Below are 25,323 nucleotides of genomic sequence, written 5' to 3'. Positions count from 1 at the left end.
GCGATTCGCGATTTTTACGGTGTCAAACTGGATGGCCCGCTGATGCTGGGTACATCGCAATATCCGTCTCCGGCGGTGCTCGAGGCAGCGTTTCGCGAATCGGGCGCCGTCATTGCCACGGTCTCGCTGCGCCGCGAGCGCGGCGAGGGGCAGGCGTTCTGGGATCTGGTGCGCTCGCTTGGCGTACATATCCTGCCCAATACGGCCGGGTGTCACAGCGCACGCGAGGCGATCACCACGGCCCGGATGGCGCGGGAGTATTTCGAAACCGACTGGATCAAGCTGGAGGTGATTGGCCACGACGATACCCTTCAGCCGGATCCGTTTGAGCTGGTGGCTGCCGCCGAGACGCTCTGTGCCGAGGGGTTCAAGGTATTTCCCTACACGACCGAGGATCAGGTGATCGCCGCGCGACTGGTCGAGGCCGGTTGCCGGGTGCTGATGCCCTGGGGCGCGCCCATCGGCTCCGGGCTCGGACTGGCCAATGCGTTTGCGCTGCGCAGCCTGCGGGCGACCTTTGCGGATATTCCGCTGGTGGTCGATGCCGGCCTGGGCCTGCCCAGCCACGCTGCCCAGGCGATGGAGATGGGCTATGACGCGGTGCTGCTGAATACCGCCGTGGCTCAGGCTGACGATCCTGTCGCCATGGCGCGCGCCTTTGCGCTTGCGGCGCAGGCGGGCCAGCTGGCCGCTCGCTCCGGCCCGATGCCGGCGCGCGACATGGCAGCGCCCTCGACACCTCTGATCGGGAAGGCATGGTTATGACGACGACCGCTCTGCCACGTTTTTATCCGGTGCTCGACAGCGCCGACTGGGTTGCGCGCGCGCTCAACGCCGGCGCGCGCCTGATACAGCTGCGCATCAAGGAGCGCGCCGAGACCGCCTTGCGCGATGAAATCTCGCGCTCGCTGGCGCTGGCGCGCAAGCATGGCGCGGCGCTGGTGATCAATGATCACTGGCGTATTGCCATCGATCAGGGCGCCGACTGGCTGCACCTGGGGCAGGAAGACCTCGACAGCGCCGATCTCGAGGCGATCCGCCGCGCCGGGCTGCGCCTGGGGATCTCAACCCATGATCACCATGAACTCGATCGCGCGCTGACGCTCGAGCCGGACTACGTGGCCCTGGGTCCGGTCTATCCAACGATCCTCAAGCAGATGCCATGGCATGAACAGGGGCTCAGCCGCGTGAGCGAGTGGAAGCGCCTGATCGGTGACCTGCCGTTGTGCGCCATCGGCGGGCTGTCGGTCGAGCGGGCGCCGGGCGTGTTCGACGCCGGGGCCGATGTGCTGGCGGCCGTCACCGATATCACGCGTCACGCCGATCCAGATGCGCGCATGCGCGCGTGGGTGGAGGCCTGCCAATGAGCCGTTATGCGCGACAGATGATTCTGCCGCAGGTGGGCCCAGGAGGGCAAAAGCGCCTGCGCGAAGCGCGTGTTCTGGTGGTCGGCGCGGGCGGGCTGGCGGTGCCGGTTTTGCAGTATCTGGCGGGCGCTGGCGTGGGCCGCCTGACCCTGGTGGATGGCGACCACGTGGCGGCAGACAACCTGCATCGCCAGCCGCTTTATCGCATGGCCGATGTCGGCGCGCCCAAGGCACGGGCGGCCGCGGGCGCGTTGCGGGCGTTGAACCCCGAGGTCGATATCCATGCGATAGTGACCTGGCTGGATCCCGATACCGCGCCGGCGCTGATCGAGGCGGCCGACCTGGTGCTCGACTGCGCCGACACCTTTGCTGCCAGCCTCACCTTGTCGGATGCCTGCCATGCGGCGGGCAAGCCGCTCATTACCGCCTCGGCGCTGGCGCTGGAGGGCTACGTGGCCGGCGTCTGCGGTGGTGCGCCTTCGCTGCGCGCGATCTTTCCCGATCTTCCGGAGGCGGCTCCCAGCTGCTCCAGCGCCGGCATCCTCGGCCCGGTCGTTGCGATGATGGGGACGTTGCAGGCGCAAATGGCCCTTTCGGTGCTGCTGGGCCTGTCGCCTTCGCCGCTGGGGCAGATGATGACCTTCCACGCCCAGCGCTGGCGCATGGTTGATTTCCGCTTTGACGATGCGCCCGAGCCGGTTGCGCCTGTGCCTTTCATCGCCGCCTCTGCCATCGGTGCCGGTGACATGGTGATCGACGTGCGCAGCGAAGCGGCCGCGCCGTTTCGCCCCGGTGCGCTGCATGTTCCGACCGAGGCCGTTGCCGACCTCGACGTTGCGCCCGACACGCAGCGGGTTGTGCTGGCCTGCCGAACGGGCCTGCGCGCGCATCATTGTGCCGTGGCGCTGCGCGCCCGCTGGCGCGGCGACATTGCCCTGCTCAGCGTGCCGGAAGCACAGGGCGCACCCCGATAACGCAGCCTCGCCAGGCTCGAGGCGCCGTTCGCGGCGTGGTCTGCTGCATGCTGCGTCACCGGGCAGCAAGCGCCGGGTAAAGCCAACGTCCACACTCAGCAACTGCCCGCTTGGTATCCTCCCGTATATGCCACCGACAGCTTCCGCGCGTTTTCAGCACAGCTTTGCCCGATTGCCCGAGCAGCTCTTCGTGCGGGTCCGGCCCGAGCCGGTCGCTGCCCCCGAGCTGGTTGCCCTGAACCGACCGCTGGCCGAGATCCTCGGCTTCGACCCCGACTGGCTGTCCGGCCCCGACGGCGTGGCCATGCTCTCGGGCCGCCAGCTGCCCGACACCGCCGAGCCGCTGGCCATGGCCTATGCCGGGCATCAGTTCGGCAACTGGGTGCCGCAGCTCGGGGACGGCCGCGCGCTGCTGCTCGGAGAACTCATCGATCGCGACGGCCAACGACGGGATGTGCAGCTGAAGGGCTCGGGACCCACGCCGTTTTCGCGCGCCGGCGACGGCCGCTCCTCGATCGGCCCGGTGGTGCGGGAATACCTCGGCAGCGAGGCCATGCATGCTCTGGGCATACCCACGACGCGGGCGCTGGCTGCCGTTGCCACCGGTGAGACGGTGCGGCGCAACCGGCCCGAGCCGGGCGGTATTCTGTGCCGCGTGGCCGCCAGCCACGTGCGCGTGGGCACCTTCGAGTTTCTCCACCGGCAGGGGCACTCGGATGCGGTGCGAATTCTGGCCGATTACATGATTGAACGGCACTGGCCCGAGCTGGCCGGATCCGACGCTCGATACAGTGAGTGGCTCGCCCGCGTCGTCGACGCCCAGGCCGATCTGGTCACCTCCTGGATGCTGGTCGGCTTCGTGCACGGGGTGATGAATACCGACAACTGCTCCATCGTCGGCGAGACCATCGACTATGGGCCGTTCGGTTTCGTCGACGCCTTCGACCCCGCCACGGTCTACAGCTTTATCGACCGGGGCGGGCGCTACGCCTTCAACCAGCAGCCCGGCATTGCCCAGTGGAATCTGGCCCGTCTGGCCGAGTGCCTGTTGCCGCTGCTTGCCGATGAGTCGAGCGCGGCGCTGGAGAGGGCCAATACGCTGCTGGGCCGATTTCCGGCGCGCTTCGAGCGTCGTTTTCACGACGGCCTCGCAGCCAAGCTGGGCCTGGCCGAGCGCCGCGACGGCGACGTGGAGCTGGCCGAGTCGCTGCTTGATCGCATGGCCGCCAACCGTGCCGACATGACGCTGACCTTCCGCCGCCTCAGTGAGGTCTCGGCAACGGACAGTCGCCACGACGGCCCGGTGCGCGAGTGTTTCGACCAGCCGGAGGCGTTTGACCAGTGGGCCGGGCAGTGGCGCGCCCGGCTGGCGTCCGAAACACGCGATGCGGCCGCCAGGCGCGCCGCGATGAAGGCCGTCAATCCCGCCTTTGTGCTGCGCAACCACCTGGCCCAGGCGGCGGTTGACGCCGCCATTGACCGGCTCGATTTCGAGCCCATGCACAGACTGCGCCGGGTTCTGTCCAGACCCTGGGATGACCAGCCCGGCAATGAAGACCTGGCCCGCCCCCCGGAGCCGTCGGAGCGCGTACTGACGACGTTCTGCGGAACCTGAGGCGGGCGCAAACCAGCACACCTGTGAGGATCTGTTACTGATGTCCAAATTGTTTCCCGCTGTTGACCCCGACGGGCTTCTGGAATACTCCGTGGTATTCAACGATCGCTCGTTGAATCACATGTCCGAAATATTCCAGCAAGTGATGCGGGATATCTCCGCGGCGCTGCGCCGGGTGTATAACGCCGAGGCCGCGGTGGTTGTGCCCGGCGGCGGCAGTTTTGGCATGGAGGCCGTGGCGCGCCAGTTTGCCCATGATGCGCATTGCCTTGTGATTCGCAACGGCTGGTTCAGCTATCGCTGGACGCAGATACTTGAAGCCGGTCGGATCACCGACAGCATGACCGTGCTGCAGGCAAAGCCGGTGGATGACGCCGACCAGACCGCCTATGCACCGGTGCCGGCCAAAGAGGTTGCAGCGCGCATCCGGGCCGAAAAGCCAGCGGTTGTCTTCGCTCCCCACGTCGAGACCGCGGCCGGAATCGTTTTGCCCGATGACTATCTGAAAACCATCGGCGATGCCGTCCAGGACGTCAACGGCTTGTTCGTTCTCGACTGCGTGGCCTCCGGTGCCCTGTGGGTTGATACCGTAGCCTGTGGCGTGGACGTTTTGATCAACGCACCGCAAAAGGGCTGGAGCGCCTCACCCTGCGCCGCCCTGATTACCTTGAGCGCCCGCGCCGTTGCGCGCATGGAAGAAACCACCAGCAGCAGCTTTGTGGCCGATCTGCGCCAATGGGCTCAGATCATGCAGGCCTATGAGTCGGGCGGCCACGCTTACCACGCCACCATGCCAACCGATGCCCTGGTCGTTCTTCGCGACGCCATGAGCGAGGCGCTCGAAACCGGCCTCGACCTGCTGCGCCAGCGGCAGGAAGAGCTTGGCAGCCGAGTGCGCGAGCTGTTCTACAGCGCCGGTTTCAAGAGTGTCGCTGCTCCGGGCTTTGAATCGTCGAGCGTCGTGGTTCTGCATACCGACGACATCAATATCCACAACACCAGCCTGTTCCGCGAGCAGGGCTTGCAGATCGCAGCGGGGGTGCCGATGAGGTGTGGCGAGCCGGATGATTTCCTCACCTTTCGTCTGGGCCTGTTCGGTCTGGAGAAGCTCACCAATGTGGATCGGACCGTGAAGCATCTGGCAGTGGCTCTGGAAGCGATCCGGAGCTGAGGGCGCGGTACAAGCCCGTCCCGCGCAATCACTGCCCGTCGGCTTTTTCCTGTATCATGGGCGCGAAATGAAATACCCATAATCGCACCCATATGGCCATGAGTTGCTGGATGATGGTCAGGAATCCGCAGCCTGCGGATGTGCGGGCGGTTCGCCCGTGGGTGGATTTTGAACTCGAGCCAGCGCAATGAGGACCCATGATGCTGCGTACACTACTCGCCGTTTCGGCACTCTTGATATCGTCTTTTGCATTGTCTTCAGCAGGGCAGGGCAGTGCCCGGGTTTCGGCCCAGCCCAGCGCTGCCGGACATGACGCGCTGGTAGCGCTTTATGCCGAGTTTCGGGGCTTTGTGCCGCCACACGTCGTCGAGGGGGTTCCCGACTATTCCCGGCGCGCCATGGAGCAGCAGCACCGCGAGCTCGAGAGCTATATGGACCGGCTGCGGGCGATTGATGACAGTGACTGGCCCATCGAGCAGCGCGTTGACTACATGCTGGTTCTGGCCGAAATGCGCGGCCTGGATTTTCAGCACCGCGTCATCAGGCCGTGGGCGCGCGATCCGGCCTTCTACAGCACTACCGACCTGGGTTTTGGGCCCAAGATGCACGGCGCCATTCACCTGCCTGAGCTGCCTATCGCCAAAGAACAGGACGTAGAGGCGTTGGTGTCGCAGCTTGAGGCGGTGCCAGAGGCCTTGCGGCAGGCGCGCAACAATCTGGTGGAAGCACGCGGCGACCTTGCGCGTCTGGCCATTGCGCAAAAGAAAGTGGAAATCAATGTCTATGGCCAGTTCGCCACGGACGCTGAAGACCATCACCCTTCACTTGTTCGGCCGGCGAAGGAAGCACAGGCCGCGGCCCGGCAATTCAAGGCATGGCTGGAAGAGATAGAAGACACCCTTCCGGATCATGGCGGTGTGGGTCGCGAAAACTATGACTGGTATCTGAAGAATGTCTTGCTGTTTCCCTATGATGTCAACGCCATAGAAATCATCAGCGAGCGGGAATATCAGCGGCAGCTTGCCTTTCTCAAAATCGAGGAACACCGCAATCGCGATATCCCGATGATCGAGCCCGTGACGACCCGCAGCGCTTTTGATGCCAAACGCAAGCAAGAAGATGAAGACCTTCTCGCCTTTCTGAAAGACGGCGATTGGATGACGATACCAGCATGGCTCGAGCACGATCCCGATGAGGGTCCGTATGTGTTTCCTGCGGACCGTGACCCTTCGAAACCTGGGCTTTTCGATCCGCCTCTCGATCTGCACTTTTTCTTTCAGGCCGAGTTTCGCGATGGGCGTCCCTTGCGGGCACACAACCTGCCCGGACACGCCTTTGACCGCTTGCAGTATCAACGGGACGATCGGCCCATCCGGGGAGAGCCACGCCTGTTCTTCATCAATGGGATTCGGTCTGAGGGTTGGGCGTTCTACCTTGAAGAGCTGATTCTTCAAGGCGGAATGCTGGCAGATCGCCCGAAAACCCGGGAAATCGACTATATCCTTGGCGCCAAACGCGCAGCGCGCGTTCGCCCGGAAGTGAAAATGCAGTCCAATGAATGGACCTGGGCCGAAGCCAATCGATCCCTCATCGAACGCACGCCCAAATGGATGGATCCCGGCGATGCGGTGGCCGAGTTCGACATCGAGCTCTATCTGCGCCAGCCCGGTTATGGCGTTGGCTATTACATGGGCAAGGTGGAGCTGGAAAGCCTGCTGGCGGAGCGGGCCATGGATCTGGGCGATGACTTCGACATGAAGACATTCCATGACCGGTTTCGCGCAGCCGGGTTCATCCCGATATCGCTGATCCGCTGGATCATGACCGGGCGAGACGATCAGATCAAAGAGATGCGGGGGTCGTTCTGACGCGGGTCCGGTGGTGTTGCAGCGCATGGTATTCAACCTGGTAGCGCGCAACCAGGACGACCACGTCAAGAGCATTGCCTTCTTGATGGACAAGCGCGGGGACTTCGGGCTGGAAGACCTTCGCGCATGTGCCCGAAACGCATCGATGAAACGGGGACGGGCCGAGGCGATTCTGGCCGGAGTCAACGCCGCAGTAGCCGACTGGCGAGGGTTCGTGCGGCAGTCCGCCAACTGACCGGCCGCCGCGCTCGATCGTCGGCGTCCTCCGTCAAGCCGACACCAGGAGGGTGTGCCTCAGGATTGATCCGGCGGCGCTGCACAGGCTGCCATTACCGCCTGAATCTGGGCTTTCATGGAGGGCCGGTCGGGCAGAAACTGGTGTTCGGTAATGGCGGTGCCAACCGTGAAAGCGTCGACGCCGGCGCGGGCGAGCTTGTGGATCATGGCCGGGGTGGAGACGTTGCCGGCGACGATGAGGCGCCCGCGCGGCTGTTGGTCGGTTTCTTCCAGGGCTTGACGAGCGGCGTCTACCAGTGTTTCGGGGCGCGCCGCGACGGCCCGATGGGCCAGCAGGGTGACACCGGAACAGCCGGCGGCCATGGCCCGGCGGCAATCTCTGGCTACGTCTTCGGGGCTGGCGTGCAGGCGGGCCGGATGGCCTTCGGGGCGACCGGCATTGGGATAGTATTCTATGCCCGAGCCGCGCAGCCGGGCCAGCGTGGGAGCCACATCAACGCCGCCGAGCAGGCAGTCGACGCCCATTTCCACGGCCATGGCAGCCGTGCGCCGGGCGGCGCCAGGGCGGGTGTCGACCATTTCCAGGCAGCTTTTTGCGCCCAGCGCCCGAGTGCGGCGATGGTACTCTTCCAGCCGGGCACGGCTGACGCCGACATCCTTGAAGCCGATATGCCGTACGCCCAACGGTACGGCGGCCTCGATGAGTTCGAGCCCGTGGTCCACCGTGCGGTCGTGGCGGGTAAGCATGAAAATGAAGTCCATCGGAAAGGTCGGGCCCGTGCGCGCGTAACACTACATCATAGCGCTACTGGGCTGCCTTTATTAACCGAACGGCATCTGCCGGGCCAGAAATACGATCGGAGCAGAATCCTCGATGTTTCCAATGCGCAAGCGACAACGGGCCCGCCCGGCGTACGGCTCGGGCGAGGGCTCGCCATGAGCGTGCCCAACGAACTGTTGTGTTATTGCCGCCCGGGGTTCGAGCCTGACCTGGCCGCAGAGCTCCACGACAAGGCCGGGCGGCAAGGCTTTGAGGGCGAGGCGCGGGCGCAGCCGCACAGCGGCTGCGTGCGCTACGTGTTGCCGCCAGGTGAGGCCGCCAACACCCTGCACCGCAGCCTGCCGCTGGCGGCGCTGGTGTTCGCTCGCCAAAGCCTGGTAGCGTTGCCGCCGCTGTCGCTGGACCGCAATGACCGTCTGTCGCCGATCGTGGCGCAGGTGACCGCAAGCGGCTGGAACTTCGAAACGCTGTGGCAGGAGACGCCGGACACCAACGCGGCCAAGGCGCTGTCGCCGCTGATCAAGGCGCTCAAACGCCCGCTGGAATCGAGCTTGAAGAAACGCGGCGCCCTGCGACGCAAGGCGGGAGCGCGACGGCTGCATCTGTGGTGGAGCGATGGCGATCGGGTGCAGCTGGGAATGAGTTTTCCCGGCAATCGCAGCGACGAGCCCGGCGGCATTCGGCGCCTGCGTTTTCCGCGGGCGGCGCCGAGTCGGTCAGCGCTGAAACTGGAAGAGGCCTGGCATGAGTTCATTCCCCGTGATCAATGGCCGACGCGACTGGCCGAGGGGATGCAGGCAGCCGACCTGGGTGCGGCCCCCGGTGGCTGGACCTGGCAGTTGGTCAACCGGGGGATGCAGGTTCATGCCATTGACAACGGCCCCATGAACCCGGAGCTGATGGCCAGCGGGATGGTCACGCACCTGCGCAAGGACGGCTTTACATGGATCCCGCCCAGGAGGCTCGACTGGCTGGTTTGCGATATTGTCGACAAACCATCGCGGGTGATCGACATGATGACGCGCTGGCTGGCCAGACGCTGGTGCCGCGAAGCGATCTTCAACCTGAAGCTGCCCATGAAGCGCCGCTGGCTGGCGGTCCGCGATGGATTGGTCAGGCTGCAGGCCACACTGGGGCAAGCGGGCGTGCGCGCAGACATTGCCTGCCGTCACCTCTATCATGATCGTGAAGAAGTGACGGTGCACGTGCGTTTGCTGGATTGACCCTGGCCAGAGGCACCATGGATCAAGAACCAGCGTTACGCTGGCAGCAAAAGATGGCTTTGTGCAGGCCGCGTCTGATGCTTGACGCCCGATGTCGGCGAGCACGTGGTTTGTGTTTCCGGCCAGCCGCCCCGACGATTGATTACAGGCCGCTAGAATGAATCGCAGTCGCGACCCGGGCGGCACGACACCGATTGGCAACGCGGCACGAATGCAGACTTTGACTGGATTGCCGCCAAGTCAACATCAGATGGAAAGACCACCAAGGAGGTTTACCATGGCATTTGCCCTTTCAAACATGCGCGTTAGCAGCAAGTCCTTCGAGGACGGCGGCGCCATTCCAAGCCGCCACACCGGCGAGGGCGAGGATGTTTCGCCGGCGCTGGCATGGCAAGACGCCCCGGAAGGCACCAAGGGCTTCGCCGTGATCTGCCACGACCCGGACGCGCCCCTGGTGCAGAACGGCAGCTATGGCTTCGTTCACTGGGTGCTCTACAACCTGCCGGCGTCGACCACCTCGCTGGACGAAAACAGCTCGGAGGGAACCGCCGGGGTCAACGATCTGGAAAAGTCGGGCTACGGTGGCCCGATGCCGCCGGAAGGTCACGGTGTGCACCGCTATTATTTCTGGGTGCTGGCGCTGGACAAGGCCACCGATCTGCCTGCCGGGCTCTCGATGGCCGAGCTGCTCGAGCACGTCGAGCCGCATCTGCTCGGCATGAACCGCCTGGTGGGAACCTACCGGCGCGGTTGATATCGGGCCTGTTTCATTCCGGGATGCAGTCACCACGGCGTGACTGCCATGGCCCGCGCCCATGACTCGGCCCGCAAAGCTCACGGTCTATTATGACGAGCGCTGTCCGGTCTGCCGCCGCGACCGCGCGCGCTACGAGCGCTGGGCGGGCAAGGCCGGCGAGGCGGTGAGCTGGCTTGATGCGACGCGCTACGCCGAGACCCTGCGCGAGAAGGGAATCGATCCGGCGGCGGCACTGCTGTCGCTGCACGTCGAAGAGGCCGAGACAGGGCGTATCGTCGACGGCATCGAGGCCTATGTGCTGCTGATGCGCCGCGTGCCACGGCTGCGGCCGCTGGCCTGGCTGATCAATCTGCCGGGTCTGAAAGGCGTGCTGCGCCGGCTCTACGATCGCTGGGTGCGGCGCCGGCTGGCGCGTGACGGGCGGCTGCCCCAGTAAGCCTGCCCTGGGCCCATCCGGGCCGCAGGGGGCGGCAGTGCACATGCTCTGACTTCAATCTCGTTTCGTGGCGTAGCGCCGCGCTCATTTGCGTTAGTGTGGCCATCATCCCGTAGCAGAGGCTACGTTCATTTCCCTGTAGCAGAAGCTACGTTCATTTCGAGGAGTCGATCATCCATGAGACCTGATACCACGCTTCGCCTGCTGGCGCAGTTCTTGCCCGCCGCTGCATTGACACTGCTGCTCGGTGCCGCCTCGCACGCCGTCGCGCAGAAAAACACGCCGTTGCAATTCGACGACCCGGCGCTGGAGCGCGCGGTGCGTGGTCAGGTGGTCGACAAGGACGAAAACGAGCCGCTGTATGCCGCGGACGTGGCCGCGATCGAGCGGCTGACCGCCGAGTGGCCCGAGGAAGAAGACCGCATCACATCACTTGGCGGTATCGAGGCGCTGAAGAATCTCACCTATCTGAACCTGCGCGATCACGACGTGGAGAATCTGGAGCCGCTGGCAGGTCTTGCCAATCTGGAGATGCTCTTGCTTCGCCGAAACCGTATAACCAGCGTTGCGCCACTGTCGGAGCTGAAGCGGCTGGAGCGCCTGGATGTGGCCAAGAACCAGGTTGCCAACGCCGCAGGCCTGGCCGATCTGGGCGCACTGCGATTCGTGAATCTGAGCGAAAACCGGCTGCAGGATGTCTCCGGCCTGGCGGGTGCAGATCAGATCGAGATGCTTCAGCTGCACGAGAACGCCCTTGCTGACTTGCGCCCGCTGGCTGAGCTGCCGAGCCTGGCGCGCTTGTCCGTGTACGGCAATCCGGCACTGGACACCTGTGCAGGTGCATCTGCCCGGCAGGTGATCGATGGACTCAAGGCTGAGGGAGTGAATGTGGCCTACGAAGAGCGCGGCGAGGGCGGTGCCGCCTGCGCCGAATACGCTTCAGCCGAGCCGGTGAGAATTACCATGGCCACGGCCGATGAGGAAGAGACGATGGTGGTCGACGATGGCCGCCTGGCGCGCCTGAACCCGGACGGTACGCGGGTGGTGGTCTCATGCGTTGGCAGCGCGAAGCCGGTGCATCTCATCAATGCCGAGCGCGGCGTCTACTGGTACGGGCCGATGCGGGAGTTTGCGCGGCAGCTGTCCAACTTCATCGCCGTTCAACTTCTGCCGGATGACCCCCAGGTGCGTTACGCCGTCGACGTGCGGGTTGACGAGGCAGGCGAGGAAGAGATGGCCGGGTACACCGCGCGGCATTACCGAGTCCAGTGGCGGCCGCACGAGAAAGAGGGCGGCGCCGACGCGGAGTGGGCCCTGATGCAGGAGCTGTGGGTCGCGCCCGAGCTGGGCGCGGAGCTGAAGGATACCGGTTGCTTCGAAGCGGCAACGTTTCTCCAGACACAGCAGCTGATGCAGGGCAGCTTCTCGTCGCAGCGCTTTTACGGCCTGTCGAGCAATCGCGACTACAGCAGCGCGGCGACCGGCGGATTTCCGGTGCGCGCCCTCATGCACGCGCCGGCCTCCGACGAAGTGATCACCACGCGGGTCACCGCCGTGGAAGATCAGGCTCCGGCCGCCGAGCTGTTCGCGCTGCCCGAAGGGCTCGAGCGCGCCAACGGCATCAGCGAGGTGTTCTGAAGCGCCGTCCGGGCGGGCGGCGCGGCATCGATCCGGGGCCAGCCACATCGGTTGGCGCCGGCTTCGGCACCGACAACGTGCCCGTCCGGGCGGGTTAAAGTAACCGACCGTGAGTTCACTTTCCCCAGCAACATCTGTCTGGCGGGCCGCCGGAATGCCCGCACTGCTCATAGTAACCGCGGCCGGGTTCACCGGCTTCTCCGCGCTGCTGCCGATTGCGCCGCTGTGGGCGGTCAGCGGCGGTGCTGACGAAGCCGGTTCGGGTCTGGTCAACGGCATCCTGATGCTGACGACGATCCTGACGCAGCCGTTCGTGCCCGCTTTGCTGCGCCACTTCGGCACGGGCCGGGTGCTTGCCGTCGGGCTGCTCTTTCTCAACGGCCCGGCATTGCTGCATCTGGTATCCGATGCGCTGCCGTGGATTCTGGTGCTTTCAGCGCTGCGCGGAATCGGCTTCGGCATTATCACCGTTACCGGTTCGGCGGCGGTCGCCCGGCTGGTGCCGCCTGAACGGCACGGGGCGGCGATCGGTGCCTATGGCGCTGCCGTCGCCGGGCCCCAGCTGCTGCTGTTGCCGGCCGGGCCGTGGCTTGCTGAAAACGTCGGTTTCTGGCTGGTGTTCGCCGTCGGTACCGTGCCGGTGCTGGCCGTCGGAGCAGCGGCCCGGCTGGGGCAGGTGCTGCGGGAGCAGGAACAAGGTCAGGAACAAGAAGAAGAGCAAAAACAAGAGCAAGAACAGGAACAGGAACAGCGGCAGGTCGCCAGCACCGGGACTGTCCTGTCCGACACCGTGGATCCGCTCCGGAAGGCCAGCACGCTCCGCGCAGGGCGGTTGCAATACCTCGTCCGTGCTCTGGTACCACCGATGGTCATTCTCATCGGGGTGACGCTGGCGGGCGGTGCCTTGATCACCTTTGCTCCGCAGATGAGCTCGGTTCCGGCCGCAACCACGGCCGGGCTGGCGCTGTTGACCGCAGCCGCAGCGCTGAGCCGCTGGCGCCTGGGGGCGCTCGCTGACCGCTACGGCGCGCGAGTGTTCGTGTGGCCGCTGGTCCTGTTGAGCGGTCTGGGGCTGGTGCTCGCGTCGGTGGCAGTCAGCGACCCGGCTGCTACCCGTGTGGTGCTGCTCCTGATCGCCATGACCCTCGTCGGGATAGCCTACGGCGGGCTGCAGAATCTGACGCTGCTGCTGTCGCTTTCGGCCGTGCGTCCCCGGGAATACAGCACTGCAAGCGCGGTCTGGAACATCGGTTTCGACTCCGGCACCGGAATCGGCTCCGTTCTCGTGGGAACGCTCGCCGCCGGGCTGTCTTTCTCTACCGCCTTGCTGGTGGCGTCCGGGGCATCGCTGCTGACGCTCCCGGTGGCGCTGCTGCAGCGGCGAGCTGCGGTCTCTGCGCGCGCTTGCTGACGACAGCGCAGCAACAGCCTGTTTTTCTACCGCTCTTCCCCCCCGGTGATACCTGGCGCTGCAGTTGTTGGCGAGGCCAGGGCAGACCATGATCCGCAACTTCTCTCGGGGTTGGGCCAGCCGTCGCCCGATTTGACAAACACCAAGGCACCCTGCCACAGTAGAGTGCCCTGCTGAGAGGCTGGAAACCTTTTCAAAAACAAGGGGTTTCAAGCGGTTTCGGCGGAGGTCGCCCCCAGAGAGCTGCAGGCTCCGAAGCAGATGAGTGACTGGCTCCTGGCCGGCATCATTGCGCCGTCCGTCGACGAACTGCGGGCGGGGATCCCCTGTCTCCAATGATCTGGCAATTGCTACCGGTCGACACATTGACCTGCAAGCCAGAGCCGCTCAGCAGCGCCCGCGCCAAGAAACTTCAGACTTCACAAGGAGAGTTTTTTTGTCAATTCCTACGGAACCGATCGGCAGCGTGCCGAGAATGGACAAGCGCAGCCAGGGCATCAAGGATCACGAAACCGGCAAGATCTCGGCAGAAGAGCTGGATGCGCTCTACGATGAGGCAACTCGCGAGACCATCCTGCGCTTCGAAGAAACGGGATCTCCGGTGATAGCAGACGGTGAACAGAAAAAGCCCAGCTTTCTCACCTATCCCGCTCATGGGCTCCCCAACTTTGCAGCAGACGGCATGAAGGTCCCGTTTGCCGATGGGCATGAACGGCAGTGGCCACGATTGACCGAAGGCCCGTTCCGCTACGCAATAACGGCCGACCAGTACCTGGAAGCCGCGCAGAAATATGCCTCCCGTCCTCTCAAGCAGGCTGTTATTTCGGCATCGGCCCTGAGTCTTTTCTATCCGGAAAAGGAGATTCCGGGATACTCCCGCGATGAATATATCGAGGACATATTGCAGGGCCACGAGGCGGAAGTTCGTCGCTGCCTCGAGTTGGGTGCCCACAACGTCCAGATCGACTTTACCGAAGGTCGGTTGACGATGAAGCTCGATCCCTCGGGGCAGCTGCTTGACGAACTTGTCGAGGTGAATAACCGCGGGCTGGAACGTTTTACTGCCGAGGAGCGCCAGCGCATCGGGATTCATACCTGCCCGGGGAGTGATCTGGACTCTACCCACAGCGCGGATGTCGATTACGCTGAAGTGCTGCCCAAGCTGTTCCAGATAAAGACTGGAAGGTTCTATATCCAGCTGGCGAGCGAGCCTGATCGGCCGCGCGTTCTGCAGATCATCAAGGAGCATTCGCATCCTGAACAGATGATTTTTGTCGGCGTCATCGACCCGATCGACCCACGCGTGGAAACAGCGGAGGAAGTGAGGGATCGAGTCCTGGAGGCTGCGAAATACATTCCGCTGGAACGCCTGGGTACTACCGACGACTGCGGGTTTTCACCATTCGGCGACGATATGGGAACCGCCCGGCAGTTGGCCTTTGACAAGATCCGCGCCCGTCTGGAAGGGACCAGGCTGGCCGCGCAAGCCCTCGGGGTTTGATCGAAGCCGGATTGTTCCTCGAGTGAGCGTGAGCGTGTGGCGCGCGGGCTGATAGCGCCGGCCCACACCTCATGAACATCAGCACCCCGGCCCAGCCGCGGGCGCCGATGTTCTGCAGGTCTCGGCAGCGCCGACACCCGGTTGAGCCGCGGCAACGCCTGCGGGCAGACCCAGCGACAGATCGTGAGCCGGGGCCATACCGATCACCGTCAGCTCGCTACCATGGCTGATTCCACGGATGCCACGGATGATAGCTTCCGCGCTATCAGCACGACGGTGACCGGCGCGTGGTGCTCCAGCGTCAACCTGAACTTTCCCTGATGACGGTGCTCCCGCGTCTGGCTTTCAGAACGTCCATGACTCCGCTGGTTGGCGGGTCTTCTTCACGGGTCGGCAGTGCGCAGATGGCTTTGGGGATCTTGCCGACTCTGGATTTCGGGGGAGAGGATGTCTATTCTGTTTGTGCTGCGTTTCAGGTGCTTGAAGGTGGACAAACAGCGGGAGGTATTCTTGTGCGATACGCAATTCGATTGATCGAAATGTCTTTATTGGCAGCGTTTCTGGTCGTTGCCGGTCTGTCATCGTCGCAAGCAGCGGATGATGAAAACGGCCAGGGCTGGATGCCCTTCAAGGAGTCGAACGGGCATATAGCCTTCGATGTCAGGGTCAACGGCCAGGCGGCCAGCGCGATTTTCGACACGGGTGCGGATGCTTCGGTGATTTCAGAGGGGCTGGCCCGGCGCGCCGAAATCAACCTCAATCGGGGTGACTCCATCCGCTTGGTTGGCATTCACGGTCAGGGGACCATCCCCACCTCGCGGCGATTCACGCTCGAGATGGCGGGGCAGGAGGTCGAGCTCGATCGCGTGCCGGTGGCGCCGGCGCCGGGCTTTGACGTCGTCTTCGGTCGCCCGATGGCCGAATCATCCGTGGTCCAGATCGACTATCCAAATCAGAGAATCCGTTTCATCAGACGCGATGCTGTTGAATTCGAGGGCAATGTTGAGCTGAGAAACACGCGCCGGGGAGCGCCGATGGTCCGCGCGCGCATTCTCGATGCCGATCTGTGGATGCTGCTCGATACCGGCAATGCCGGTCCCACCGTTCTCAAACGCAAGGTGGTCCGCCATCGCGACCTCGAGCAGTTCGAAGTTCAGGGCGTGACCGGCAACGCCACCGGCGCATTCACCACCGCGGAACTCCATCTGCTCCAGATTCCCGGCTTCAAGCTGGGGCCTTATGAGTTCGATTCACTGCTGGCAAGCTACAACGCCGAGTCGAACGATGGTTTTGACGGTCAGGAAAGCCGCACCGGCAGCCGGCTCAACTCCGACCGCTCGCCCTACGATGGCATCCTCGGCTACGAAGTGCTGCGCAATTTCATGGTCACGATGGACCTGAAAGACAAGCAGGTCCAGATCCGGGTGGCCGATTAGCCGGGTCAAACCTGCTGCGGATCCTGGTCACTTCGTGCCATCAGCCTCCGTCCAGCGCTTGAGCCAGTCGTTGACCGTGTTGTGCCACTGCACGCTGTTGTGCGGTTTGGCGACCCAGTGGTTTTCGTCGGGAAAGCGCAGAAACTGACTGGGAATGCCCTGGCGCTGCAGCGCGGTAAAGGTGGCCAGGCCCTCTGACAGCGGAATGCGATAGTCGTGGTCCGAGTGGATGACCAGCATCGGCACCTTCCAGTCTTCGACGTGGTTGATGGGGTTGAATCTCTCGTAGGCGGCGGGCCTTTCGTATTGCGGGCCGCCGTGTTCGTGCTCCATGAACCACAGCTCTTCGGTGGCGTAGTACATGTTGCGCGTGTCGAAGATGCCGTTGTGGTTGATCAAACAGCGCCACGGCTCGTTCCACTGGCTGGCGATCCAGTTGACCATGTAGCCGCCGTAGCTGGCGCCCAGGGCGCAGGCTCGGTCTGCATCCAGAAACGCATACTTCTCCAGCGCTGCGTTCCAGCCCTTCTGCAGGTCTTCCAGCGGACGGTCGCCCCAGTGCCGGCTGATGGAGTTGGTGAACGCCTGGCCATAGCCGGTCGAACCGTGGAAGTTGATGCCCACCACGGCGAATCCCTGGCCGGCGTAGGTCTGCGGGTTCCAGCGGTAGTGGAAGTCGTTGGTCAGGGCCCCCTGTGGCCCGCCGTGGATTATGAAAGCCACCGGGTATTGCTTGCCTTCCTGATAGCCAACCGGCTTGACCACGAAGCCCTGCACCGGCTCGTCGTTCCAGCCCTCGAACCAGAACCAGTCGGCGTTGCCGAACTCGATATCCGCCAGAGCTTCCCGGTTGAAATGGGTCAGCTGCTCGGGCTCGTTCTCACCCAGCAGGTACAGGTCGGTGGGATGCTGCAGATCCTGGTGGCCGGCGACGATCTGTCCGCCGGCGGCGTCAAAGCCCGCCACCTTGCCGTCGCCAAGCAGCATCTCGACCTCGCCGCTGGCGGTATCGATGGCAAACAGGGGGTGGTTGCCCTCGTCGTTGGCGCTGGTGTAGAGCGTCTGGCCGTTCGCGGAGATGCGCATCGGCCCGGCCGAGCGGTCCCAGTCGGGGGCGACTTCGCGGGTCTTGCCGCTGTCGAGGTCCAGCGCCATGATGGCAAATCGGTCGGCTTCGAAGCCGGGCACCGACATGGCCAGGTAATACAGGGTTTCGCCGTCGGGCGAGGGCAGGGGAAAGCCGTCCCAGGCGTGGTTGTCGCCGGTCAGGTTATGGGCATCGGAAGCACCGTCCAGTGCCAGGCGGTAGATGTCGAAGTCGGTCGACCACGGCTCTTCGGGGCCGGCCAGCCTGACGTTGAAATAGATGCTGTCGCCGTCGGGCGCAAAGGCAAACTCCGCGCGGCTGCCGAACGGCTTCGACGGTATGTCGCCGTCCAGCTCGGGGGTGAGCCAGCGCGGCTGTCCGAGCGTGCCGTCGTCGTTGAAGTCGGCGATGAACAGCTGCGCCCGCCGTCCGTCGCTCCACTGGCTCCAGTGGCGCACGAACATCTTCTCGTAGAGCATGCCGGTGGCCGGGTCGTTCTCGCGCTGCTTGAGTCGATCGCGAGTGCAGGCCAGGGCGTTGTCGCGCTCGCAGTCCATGAACACGTCGATGGACAGCAGCGCCCGCTCGCCGTCCGGCGACAGCCTGAAGCTGTTGATATCGAGCGGCAGGCCGCTGACCGCGCTGGCGTTATTGCCATCGGATGGTATATGCCAGAGCTGATTGACGCCGTCATCGCCAGCGAGAAAATAGATCCCGGAGCCGTCCGGGCTCCACTGCGGATCGGCCGCGCCGATGTCTTCGCCGACGCGCTTCGAAGGCGACCCTGCCGTCAGCGAAGTCGTCCACAGCGAGGTTTCTGCCTTGTTGGCTTCGTAATCGGTCGAGCGGACGGTAAAGGCGGCCCGTTCGCCGTCTGGTGAAAGCGCCGGGGCGCCGACCCGATCCAGATTCACCAGATCGTTGGCGTCAAACGGCTTAGGCGCCGCCCAGAGAGCCCCGCTGAGGGCTGCGGCGGCAAACATGCCGGCAAAGGGGCCTGCAATTCTCATCATTCATTCTCGCTTCGTGACACAATTACGCATGATGCACAGTGCCTGCGCCAAGGGCAAGCAGCCACCGCCTTTCTGAAGTGAGCACCAGGTGATGCCGTTGAAGGAAACCTTCGCAATGTGGAAGCAGGCGCTGTCTGCGCTGATCATGATCGACAGCCAGGCGGACTGGGACCGCCTGGACTGGTTGTCTCGCTGGCTGATCGCAACCCGCTCGGCGGTCACCATGATCACGTTCTATTCCTGCGCCGTCGGCGGGCTGCTGGCCTGGCGCTATCTGCATGAAAGCGCCGGCACGGCCGGGGTGTTCATGAGTTTGTTGACGTGGGTGATCGTCACGCTCGGTCTTTTCATTGCCCATGGTGCCAACAACCTGCTCAACGACTACACCGACTACACGCGCGGCATCGACGAAGGCAACTATTTTCGCACCCAGTATGCTAGCCACCCGCTGGCCCAGGGCTTCTGGAGCCGGCGCACGCAGCTGGTCTGGTTCTGGCTGACCGGGCTGGTGGCCGCACTGGCCGGCGTTTACGCGCTCTTCTACACCGATTTTTCCGCGCCGGTGTGGTGGCTGTTCGGCTTCGGCGCGCTGGTGCTCCTGTTTTATACCTACCCGCTGAAGAACCTGGCGCTGGGCGAGTTTTCCATATTCCTCATCTGGGGGCCGCTGATGATCGGCGGCGTGTACTACGTTCTGACCGCGCACTGGAGCTGGCTGGTGATTCTGGCCAGTTTGCCCATTGGTCTGGTGGTGGCCGCGGTCAATGTCGGCAAGCACACCGACAAGCGCAGCGACGATGTCGAAAGAGGCATGCGCACCCTGCCGGTCGTCATCGGCGAGAGGACCTCGCGCCATCTCACCATGACCATGATCGTGCTGGCCTACGCCATTGTCGCTTTCCTGGTTTTCGGCCTGCCGTTCTTCACGCCGGTCATGCTGCTGGTGCTTGTGGCCATCCGGCCGGCCGTCCCCGCACTGCGGCGGCTGTCGCGGCCGCGGCCGGCCGAAAAACCGGCAGACTATCCGGCCGCCGTGTGGCCGCGCTGGTACTCTACCGTCTGTTTCGTGCACGACAAGGCGTTCAGCAACTGGTTCGTCATCGGGCTGCTGGCCGATACGCTGATCCGCGTTTTCGTTCCCGGCTTCTGGCGCTGATGGTGATCCGCGTTCGTGTCGGATCAACAGATTCCGGATCTTGAATGAAGGAGCTTTTGTATGGATTTACTGGAGTCGATAACGAAATTCGTAGCCAGCGACTCCTGGTGGTTCTTTCCGCTTGCCCTGGTAGTGGCCGTGCTCGTGGTCAGCCAGGTAGTGCGCTGGGTGCTGATGTTTCTGTGGAAGAGGGACAGGCCGGAAAAGAAAGTCTGGCGCAGCGCCATATTCCGCGCCTCCGAGATGCCCTTGCGCGCGGCGGTGTGGCTGTTCGGGATCATGATTGCCCTGCGGCACTATTTTCCGCCAGACAGTGGTTATCCGGTCATGGATCAGGTGGCCCCGCCGGCGCAAAGCGTGTTGTTCATCCTCCTGGTCGGCTGGTTTCTGTTCCGCCTGATCGATCGGGTCGAGGACAACTATTTCAAGCGCGCCAGTGTTCAGGGTACGCACGTCGATCGTACCGCTGCTACAGCGGTCAAGAAGCTGTCCACTATCGTCGTGTTTCTGATGGTTGCCCTGGCCATCGTGCAGGCGCTGGGCATGTCCATTGCCGGGCTGCTTGCGTTTGGCGGCGCGGCCGGTATTGCCGTCGGGTTTGCGGCGCAGAACCTGGTGTCCAACCTGTTTGGTGGCCTGACCGTGTTTGCCAGCCGAATTTTCAAGCTCGATGAAGACATCATCCTCAAGGATGCCGGTCTGGCGGGCACGGTGGTCCACATTGGCTGGCGCTCGACCACTATCGAGGAGTGGGACGGCAAGCGTATTTACGTACCCAATGCCATCTTCAACACCCATAGCCTGGTCAATCACTCCCGTCTCACTCACCGTACGCTCTCGCAGGATATCCTGTTGAGTTACAGCGACTACGACAAGATCAGCGAAGTCGTGGAAGAAGGCAACAAACTGCTGGCCTCGCGTGATGATCTCGAGTATTTCGTTTTCCGTTTCAGCGGGTTTGGAGACCATGCCCTCAAGCTCAACATCTATGCCTGGGTACGTTCCGTTCCGGGCGGCGGCTTCGTACCCTACGCGGCCTTCGCCGAAGCCCAGGAAGAAATTCTGATGGGCATTGCCGACATTGCCTATAAAAAGGGCTGTGACGTGCTTCCGCTCAACCACGTATGGATCAAGGAGGCTCCGAAGCTGGCGGCTGAGGGCTGACCTGCCTTGTTTCCGGGGCCGGTCCGTGGCTGGCCCCGGCAGGTAACCACCGGCCGCCCCGGCGCTTTTGTCCATGCCTGATCAATTCCTGTTTCATCTGATCGATCTGGCCGGCACCTTCGCGTTTGCCATCAGCGGGGCACTGGCCGCGCAGCGCAAGAATCTCGATCTGTTCGGCATTCTGGCCGTTGCCTATGTCACCGCCTGCGGCGGCGGCATCATTCGCGACGTGCTCATCGGCGCTGTGCCGCCGGCCGGTCTGATGGAGTGGCGCTATCTGGCCACTGCCATGATCGCCGCGGTGATCACTATCGTTGCCTACCGGCGGGTGGAAAAACTGACTAATCCGGTGCGTCTGTTTGACGCCATGGGTCTGGCGCTGTTTGCGGTCTATGGCGCGCACAAGGCGCTGCTGCTCGGGCACAACGCCGAGGTGGCGATCATTGTCGGCATGGTGACCGCCATCGGTGGCGGCATGCTGCGCGACGTGCTGCTCAACCGGGTGTCGCTGGTGCTGCAGCAGGAGGAGCTGTATGCCACGGTGGCCTTCCTTACCGCCAGCCTGGCCGTATATGGCCATTACCTGGGCTGGTCCACCTTCTGGAGTGCCTGGCTGCCGATTGTCGCCGGCTTTGTCTTTCGCTGGGTTTCACTGCGGCGCAAATGGGTGCTGCCGACCTTCAATCGGAAAGATTAGCCGGGGATTGACGAGGGGGAACGCATCGATTCAGGGCCTCAGGCGCGATCGCAGATACTTGCCGGCCAGCGCAAGGGTTGCCAAGCCGAGGACGATGCCGAAAACGAGCACCAGCGCTGTCAGCAGGTTGATGTTGCCGGTCGCCTTGCTGCGCAGAAAATTGAAGGCCAGCGTTGCGGAAAGGGCAAACAGCGCGATCCCGCCCAGGCTTGCGAGAATCGGGTTGCCTTGCGGCACAGCGCGCGAGTTCAACAGATACAGGACCACTGCAATGGCGAAGGGTGTGCCCACGGTGCCCAGCGCGAGCACGAGCACGAGCTGGCCCAGAACCTCGCCGCCGATGAATGCACCCAGAGAAGAGAGCAGCGCAAAGCCCGCCAGCAGTCCGCGGTAGCGGTCATCGGTCACGGACGTGCCCCAGCCGAGCTTGTCGGCAATGAGCAGGGGCGGGACGAGGGTGTTCCCGCCCAGCGTCGAGAGTGCGGCACCGCCGAGCCCCAGAAGGAACAGCCACTGGGCAGCGGGCCCGAGCAGCGGGCCGAGCGCCTGGGCCGCACTCAGGGCCGTCAACTGCGGATCCGTGAGCACGCTGGCTGCAACGAGAAAGATCGCAACGCTGTAGATGCCGAAAGCAACGAGCATGGAGGCTCCGATGTCGAAGCTTGCCAGCCTGTAGTCGCGCCGGGTCCAGCCGCGGGCACGCATGGTGTAGGAGTGCATCGTGATCAGCGTGATATGAACGGCGCCGCCAAGGATTCCGGCGGCGACAACCGCGCTGCCGGCCGGGAGTGATGGAATGAGTCCGGCTGCGGCACGGCTGATATCGATGGGCGCAACGAACAACGAGGCGACGAAGGCGGTGACGACTCCGATCACGAGGATCTTGGCAACCAGCTCGATGAAGCCATAGCCGCGACCGGCAAGGCCGAAGGCCAGAACCAGCGCCCAGCCAATGCCCCAGACGCGGGCATCGATGCCGGTTATCGTCGCCGACACGGCGGCAACGGTTTTCATGATGACGAGCTGGGCCGTACCGGCGGCGATGACGACGTCAGCCACCAGCAGCCAGGCCCACCACTTGCCGAGCACGCTTTCCACGACACTGACGATACCGCGCTCGGTGAGAAGGCCCAGACGCATTGCCAGGTACTGCGCCAGTGCCCCGGCGAATGCCGAAAGGACGACTACCCACAGGAGCGAATAGCCGTACCCCGCACCGCCGGTTATCAGGCTCGCCATCGATGCCGGGCCGGCGGCGATGGCGCCGGCAACCCATGCTGGCCCCATTCGCTGGAAATAGCGTGCGATCGGGATTCGGCGTGCTGTCACCGACCGGGTTGGTTCATTCACTTGAATGCGGCGAGCCGTCGTTCGGCCCGTTGTCGCCGGAGGAGTCGATGGAGTTGCCCGGGTCGACGTAGTCGTCGCGGGCGCTGCGAGATGCCCTCCTGCCTTCGTCACGGTGGTATTGCGCACCGCCCCTGGCGGTCATGTCGATGCTCAGCCTGGGGGCGCCCAGCTGCATCGACTGCGCCTCCATGCGCCGTTTGAGCAGCAGGTTGAAAGCCCGCGATACGTTCCATTGATATTCCGGCGCGGTATACAGGCGCATGCGCAGTATCGGGCAGCCGTCTTCGAAGCTGTGAATATCCTGAATTTCGAGCGGCGACCGGATCAAGTGACCGACCCTGGGATCGCGGCGCAGTTCATCGGCGGTTTCCTGCATCAACGTGATGGCGTCATCGATGAGCATGTCGTGGGGAATGCGGATCTTCATCAGGGCAACGCCGAACTGCCGCGACATGTTGTGGATCGAATCGATGCGGCTGAAGGTGATGATGTGCACGATGGCGTCGAGGTCCCTGAGCTTCACGGTGCGCAGGTTGATGCCTTCGACCGTTCCCATGTGGCCGTTGATTTCGACGAAATCACCCACCGCCAGAGAATCCTCGATGAGGATGAAGATGCCGGTGATGAGGTCCTGTACCAGCGTTTGCGCGCCGAACCCGACCGCCAGTCCGATCACGCCCGCACCGGCAAGCAGCGGCGTGACGTTCACGCCCAGATTGGCCAGGCCAACGACGCCGGCGATCACCAGAATGGTGAAAAACACCACGTTTCTGAGCATGGGCGTGATCGTCTGGACCCGCACGGTGTTCATGCGTCGTCCCCGCGGCCCAGCGCCGCCGCGCAGCGCGCGCTCTATGGCGGCGTCGGCAAAGATCCAGGCGAGCCAGGCGAGCAGAACCGTCAGGCCCAGGCCCAGCAGTGCCTGGCCGATGCGCGTGCTGATCTCACCCTGGTCGCCGATCCCCAGCAGGGAGAGCTCCCAGGTTCGCAGCGACAGTTCGATGAACACCGCCCAGGCCACGAATTGCGCCACCGCATAGCCCAGGCGCTCCAGTCGCTTGAGATACGTCGCGCGCAGCGGACGGGCGGCTGCGCGTTCGCTCTGGCGGCTCAGCGCTGCAGACACAAACAGAGTGACGATCAGTAAAACGGCGCAGATGACGGCGCGCGCCAGGGTCGCGTTTGCTTCGCCGCCGGTCAGCACCGTGGCCGTGATCGAGGCGCCGATCAGCAGCAGGGTGGGGATATGCCAGACCCGTGCGAACAGGCCAACCAGGTCGCGCAGTGTGCCGCCGTGCCGGCGCTTGCTGTAGCGGCGATTGCGGATCAGATGCATCACCGGCCGCCGGACCCGCAGCACCAGAAAGCCGCAAAGCAGCCCGGCCAGCACGCTTGCCAGAACCGCCAGCCAGTCCGCCAGCGCAGAACCCAGTAGCGCGGTCAGCCGATCACCGTTGACCGCGTCGCCGAACGCCACCAGGGCGCCGATGACAAACAGCCACTTGAACGCAATGCGGTGCAGCACGGCGATGGCTATGCGCCGATGCCCGCGCGTGAACGGGGCGACCATGATGTCAAAGACCGTGGCCAGAAGGTAGCCGCACATGCCGGTATAGGCCACCACAAGCGCAGTGACGCGGACCGCCGTGTGCCCCTCGACGCCTCGCAGCGTAAAGAGCAGGGCGGCGAAGGCAAGCACCCACGGCAACACCCTGCGTAGAAAATGGGCTGCCAGCATCCAGATGCGGGGTTTCGGCGACGGCTGCAGCGCCCAGCCCAGCCTCCTGAACAGCGCCCGCCCGCTCCATGCGAGCAGGCTCAGCAAGGCCAGCCACGCGGCTACAAGCCCGGCTGCCTCGGCAGCGTTGCGGGAAAGGTCGACGCGGCTTTCCGAGTTCAACAGCCGCGCGGCGTCGGCAGCGGCCTCCCGCGTTCGCCGGGCCCAGATATCAAGCACCGAATCGCCGGCTTTCGCCCGTGCGCCGAGATCTTCGAAGGAGTCGGCGAGTGCGCCCAGCAAGCCCTCGCGCTGTTCCGCCGCGCTCGCCGGAACCTCTTCGCCGGCCTCGATCGCAGCACGAAGCGACTTCAGCTGCTCGAGCAGTTGCGCGCGGCGGGCGTCGTTTTCGAGCGTGCCGATGACCTCATCCAGCGATTGCTGCAGTTCCTGTGGGTCTGCCTCGTCTTCGGTCGCTGGCTGTGCTTCGCCGGCACCGGCCAGCGGGAGCCCCTGCGCGGGGCCTGCAACCGGAAACAGCACGGCCAGGCCGAGCAGCAGCAGCAGGCAGTACTTTTTCAACGGCACTTCAACAAACATCTTGATCCAGCATGAATGGATAGCCACAGCATGCCAGTCTGAGGTCTCGAGGTGGCAAAGCCAACTGGCTTTGATGCCGGGTCAATAGTGGTAGGCTGATGGCCCGTTTGTAGTTCATCCATGA

21 protein-coding genes are annotated in these 25,323 nt (G+C 63.9%); 17 read left to right on the top strand and 4 right to left on the bottom strand.

Going from position 1 to position 25,323, the window contains the following annotated elements; genetic code table 11:
• The first annotated feature begins 3 nt into the window (after positions 1-3).
• The 7 genes from ACEWQ0_RS06085 to ACEWQ0_RS06055 all read left to right on the top strand — a co-directional run bounded on the left by ACEWQ0_RS06085 (position 4) and on the right by ACEWQ0_RS06055 (position 7,230).
• Positions 4-765, top strand: a complete 762-nt coding sequence (locus tag ACEWQ0_RS06085; RefSeq protein ID WP_476484840.1) for a thiazole synthase — start codon at positions 4-6, stop codon at positions 763-765.
• Positions 762-1,367: a thiamine phosphate synthase gene (locus ACEWQ0_RS06080; RefSeq protein WP_476484826.1), complete on the top strand. Its 606-nt coding sequence runs from the start codon at positions 762-764 to the stop codon at positions 1,365-1,367. The genes ACEWQ0_RS06085 and ACEWQ0_RS06080 overlap by 4 nt, the downstream gene beginning before the upstream one ends.
• Positions 1,364-2,341, top strand: coding sequence for a ThiF family adenylyltransferase (locus ACEWQ0_RS06075; protein WP_476484825.1), 978 nt, complete (start codon positions 1,364-1,366; stop codon positions 2,339-2,341). Before ACEWQ0_RS06080 ends, ACEWQ0_RS06075 begins: the two co-directional genes overlap by 4 nt.
• A gap of 127 nt (positions 2,342-2,468) precedes the next feature.
• Entirely contained in the window at positions 2,469-3,956 is a 1,488-nt protein-coding gene (locus ACEWQ0_RS06070) for a protein adenylyltransferase SelO (RefSeq protein WP_476484824.1), read from the top strand.
• Positions 3,957-3,996: 40 nt separating this feature from the next.
• Positions 3,997-5,127, top strand: a complete 1,131-nt coding sequence (locus ACEWQ0_RS06065; protein ID WP_476484823.1) for a pyridoxal-phosphate-dependent aminotransferase family protein — start codon at positions 3,997-3,999, stop codon at positions 5,125-5,127.
• 197 nt (positions 5,128-5,324) lie between these two features.
• Positions 5,325-6,995, top strand: coding sequence for a DUF885 family protein (locus ACEWQ0_RS06060; RefSeq protein WP_476484822.1), 1,671 nt, complete (start codon positions 5,325-5,327; stop codon positions 6,993-6,995).
• A gap of 25 nt (positions 6,996-7,020) precedes the next feature.
• The gene (locus tag ACEWQ0_RS06055) at positions 7,021-7,230 is read left to right on the top strand and encodes a hypothetical protein (protein WP_476484821.1); all 210 of its coding nucleotides are present in this window, start codon (positions 7,021-7,023) and stop codon (positions 7,228-7,230) included.
• 59 nt (positions 7,231-7,289) lie between these two features.
• On the opposite strand, the gene ACEWQ0_RS06050 is transcribed toward ACEWQ0_RS06055, so the two are convergent.
• Entirely contained in the window at positions 7,290-7,979 is a 690-nt protein-coding gene (locus tag ACEWQ0_RS06050; protein WP_476481209.1) for a hypothetical protein, read from the bottom strand.
• A gap of 189 nt (positions 7,980-8,168) precedes the next feature.
• Between ACEWQ0_RS06050 and rlmM the strand changes: the two genes are divergently transcribed.
• The 7 genes from rlmM (at position 8,169) to ACEWQ0_RS06015 (ending at position 16,415) form a co-directional block, all read left to right on the top strand.
• A complete protein-coding gene (gene rlmM, locus ACEWQ0_RS06045; RefSeq protein WP_476481208.1) occupies positions 8,169-9,236 on the top strand; it encodes a 23S rRNA (cytidine(2498)-2'-O)-methyltransferase RlmM in 1,068 nt (355 codons plus the stop codon).
• A 277-nt stretch (positions 9,237-9,513) separates the two neighbouring features.
• The gene (locus tag ACEWQ0_RS06040) at positions 9,514-9,990 is read left to right on the top strand and encodes a YbhB/YbcL family Raf kinase inhibitor-like protein (protein WP_476484820.1); all 477 of its coding nucleotides are present in this window, start codon (positions 9,514-9,516) and stop codon (positions 9,988-9,990) included.
• A 61-nt stretch (positions 9,991-10,051) separates the two neighbouring features.
• Positions 10,052-10,429: a thiol-disulfide oxidoreductase DCC family protein gene (locus tag ACEWQ0_RS06035; RefSeq protein ID WP_476484819.1), complete on the top strand. Its 378-nt coding sequence runs from the start codon at positions 10,052-10,054 to the stop codon at positions 10,427-10,429.
• Positions 10,430-10,606: 177 nt separating this feature from the next.
• Positions 10,607-12,067, top strand: a complete 1,461-nt coding sequence (locus ACEWQ0_RS06030; RefSeq protein ID WP_476481471.1) for a leucine-rich repeat domain-containing protein — start codon at positions 10,607-10,609, stop codon at positions 12,065-12,067.
• A gap of 154 nt (positions 12,068-12,221) precedes the next feature.
• A complete protein-coding gene (locus ACEWQ0_RS06025; RefSeq protein WP_476484818.1) occupies positions 12,222-13,478 on the top strand; it encodes an MFS transporter in 1,257 nt (418 codons plus the stop codon).
• Between the two features lie 436 nt (positions 13,479-13,914).
• The gene (locus ACEWQ0_RS06020) at positions 13,915-14,979 is read left to right on the top strand and encodes a cobalamin-independent methionine synthase II family protein (protein WP_476484839.1); all 1,065 of its coding nucleotides are present in this window, start codon (positions 13,915-13,917) and stop codon (positions 14,977-14,979) included.
• Positions 14,980-15,518: 539 nt separating this feature from the next.
• Positions 15,519-16,415 (top strand): aspartyl protease family protein, encoded by an 897-nt coding sequence (locus ACEWQ0_RS06015; protein ID WP_476484817.1) that lies wholly within the window; start codon positions 15,519-15,521, stop codon positions 16,413-16,415.
• A gap of 27 nt (positions 16,416-16,442) precedes the next feature.
• On the opposite strand, the gene ACEWQ0_RS06010 is transcribed toward ACEWQ0_RS06015, so the two are convergent.
• On the bottom strand, positions 16,443-18,515 hold the full coding sequence (locus tag ACEWQ0_RS06010) for a prolyl oligopeptidase family serine peptidase (protein WP_476484816.1): 2,073 nt from the start codon (positions 18,513-18,515) through the stop codon (positions 16,443-16,445).
• Positions 18,516-18,612: 97 nt separating this feature from the next.
• Here ACEWQ0_RS06010 and ACEWQ0_RS06005 point away from each other — a divergent pair, with 97 nt between their 5' ends.
• From ACEWQ0_RS06005 to ACEWQ0_RS05995, 3 genes are all read left to right on the top strand, one after another.
• Complete coding sequence (locus tag ACEWQ0_RS06005) at positions 18,613-19,671, top strand: prenyltransferase (protein ID WP_476484815.1); 1,059 nt, start codon at positions 18,613-18,615, stop codon at positions 19,669-19,671.
• A gap of 60 nt (positions 19,672-19,731) precedes the next feature.
• Entirely contained in the window at positions 19,732-20,835 is a 1,104-nt protein-coding gene (locus ACEWQ0_RS06000; protein ID WP_476484814.1) for a mechanosensitive ion channel family protein, read from the top strand.
• A 73-nt stretch (positions 20,836-20,908) separates the two neighbouring features.
• Positions 20,909-21,532 (top strand): trimeric intracellular cation channel family protein, encoded by a 624-nt coding sequence (locus tag ACEWQ0_RS05995; protein WP_476481478.1) that lies wholly within the window; start codon positions 20,909-20,911, stop codon positions 21,530-21,532.
• 30 nt (positions 21,533-21,562) lie between these two features.
• Here ACEWQ0_RS05995 and ACEWQ0_RS05990 read toward each other — a convergent pair whose 3' ends face one another.
• Positions 21,563-22,861: an NRAMP family divalent metal transporter gene (locus tag ACEWQ0_RS05990; protein WP_476484813.1), complete on the bottom strand. Its 1,299-nt coding sequence runs from the start codon at positions 22,859-22,861 to the stop codon at positions 21,563-21,565.
• 13 nt (positions 22,862-22,874) lie between these two features.
• The gene (locus ACEWQ0_RS05985) at positions 22,875-25,187 is read right to left on the bottom strand and encodes a mechanosensitive ion channel family protein (protein WP_476484812.1); all 2,313 of its coding nucleotides are present in this window, start codon (positions 25,185-25,187) and stop codon (positions 22,875-22,877) included.
• Positions 25,188-25,323 lie beyond the last annotated feature (136 nt).

Source organism: Wenzhouxiangella sp. YN9, from assembly GCF_056324165.1.
Note: the sequence above shows the minus strand (reverse complement) of the source record. Positions and strands in the feature narration are given on the sequence as shown.

What these genes read in the sequence shown, in the direction of transcription:
- ACEWQ0_RS06080 (WP_476484826.1), top strand. Translation starts at nt 762, where the DNA reads ATGACGACGACCGCTCTGCCACGTTTTTATCCGGTGCTCGACAGCGCC.
- ACEWQ0_RS06075 (WP_476484825.1), top strand. Translation starts at nt 1,364, where the DNA reads ATGAGCCGTTATGCGCGACAGATGATTCTGCCGCAGGTGGGCCCAGGA.
- ACEWQ0_RS06070 (WP_476484824.1), top strand. Translation starts at nt 2,469, where the DNA reads ATGCCACCGACAGCTTCCGCGCGTTTTCAGCACAGCTTTGCCCGATTG.
- ACEWQ0_RS06065 (WP_476484823.1), top strand. Translation starts at nt 3,997, where the DNA reads ATGTCCAAATTGTTTCCCGCTGTTGACCCCGACGGGCTTCTGGAATAC.
- ACEWQ0_RS06060 (WP_476484822.1), top strand. Translation starts at nt 5,325, where the DNA reads ATGATGCTGCGTACACTACTCGCCGTTTCGGCACTCTTGATATCGTCT.
- ACEWQ0_RS06055 (WP_476484821.1), top strand. Translation starts at nt 7,021, where the DNA reads ATGGTATTCAACCTGGTAGCGCGCAACCAGGACGACCACGTCAAGAGC.
- ACEWQ0_RS06050 (WP_476481209.1), bottom strand. Translation starts at nt 7,979, where the DNA reads ATGCTTACCCGCCACGACCGCACGGTGGACCACGGGCTCGAACTCATC.
- rlmM (WP_476481208.1), top strand. Translation starts at nt 8,169, where the DNA reads ATGAGCGTGCCCAACGAACTGTTGTGTTATTGCCGCCCGGGGTTCGAG.
- ACEWQ0_RS06040 (WP_476484820.1), top strand. Translation starts at nt 9,514, where the DNA reads ATGGCATTTGCCCTTTCAAACATGCGCGTTAGCAGCAAGTCCTTCGAG.
- ACEWQ0_RS06035 (WP_476484819.1), top strand. Translation starts at nt 10,052, where the DNA reads ATGACTCGGCCCGCAAAGCTCACGGTCTATTATGACGAGCGCTGTCCG.
- ACEWQ0_RS06030 (WP_476481471.1), top strand. Translation starts at nt 10,607, where the DNA reads ATGAGACCTGATACCACGCTTCGCCTGCTGGCGCAGTTCTTGCCCGCC.
- ACEWQ0_RS06025 (WP_476484818.1), top strand. Translation starts at nt 12,222, where the DNA reads ATGCCCGCACTGCTCATAGTAACCGCGGCCGGGTTCACCGGCTTCTCC.
- ACEWQ0_RS06015 (WP_476484817.1), top strand. Translation starts at nt 15,519, where the DNA reads ATGTCTTTATTGGCAGCGTTTCTGGTCGTTGCCGGTCTGTCATCGTCG.
- ACEWQ0_RS06010 (WP_476484816.1), bottom strand. Translation starts at nt 18,515, where the DNA reads ATGATGAGAATTGCAGGCCCCTTTGCCGGCATGTTTGCCGCCGCAGCC.
- ACEWQ0_RS06000 (WP_476484814.1), top strand. Translation starts at nt 19,732, where the DNA reads ATGGATTTACTGGAGTCGATAACGAAATTCGTAGCCAGCGACTCCTGG.
- ACEWQ0_RS05995 (WP_476481478.1), top strand. Translation starts at nt 20,909, where the DNA reads ATGCCTGATCAATTCCTGTTTCATCTGATCGATCTGGCCGGCACCTTC.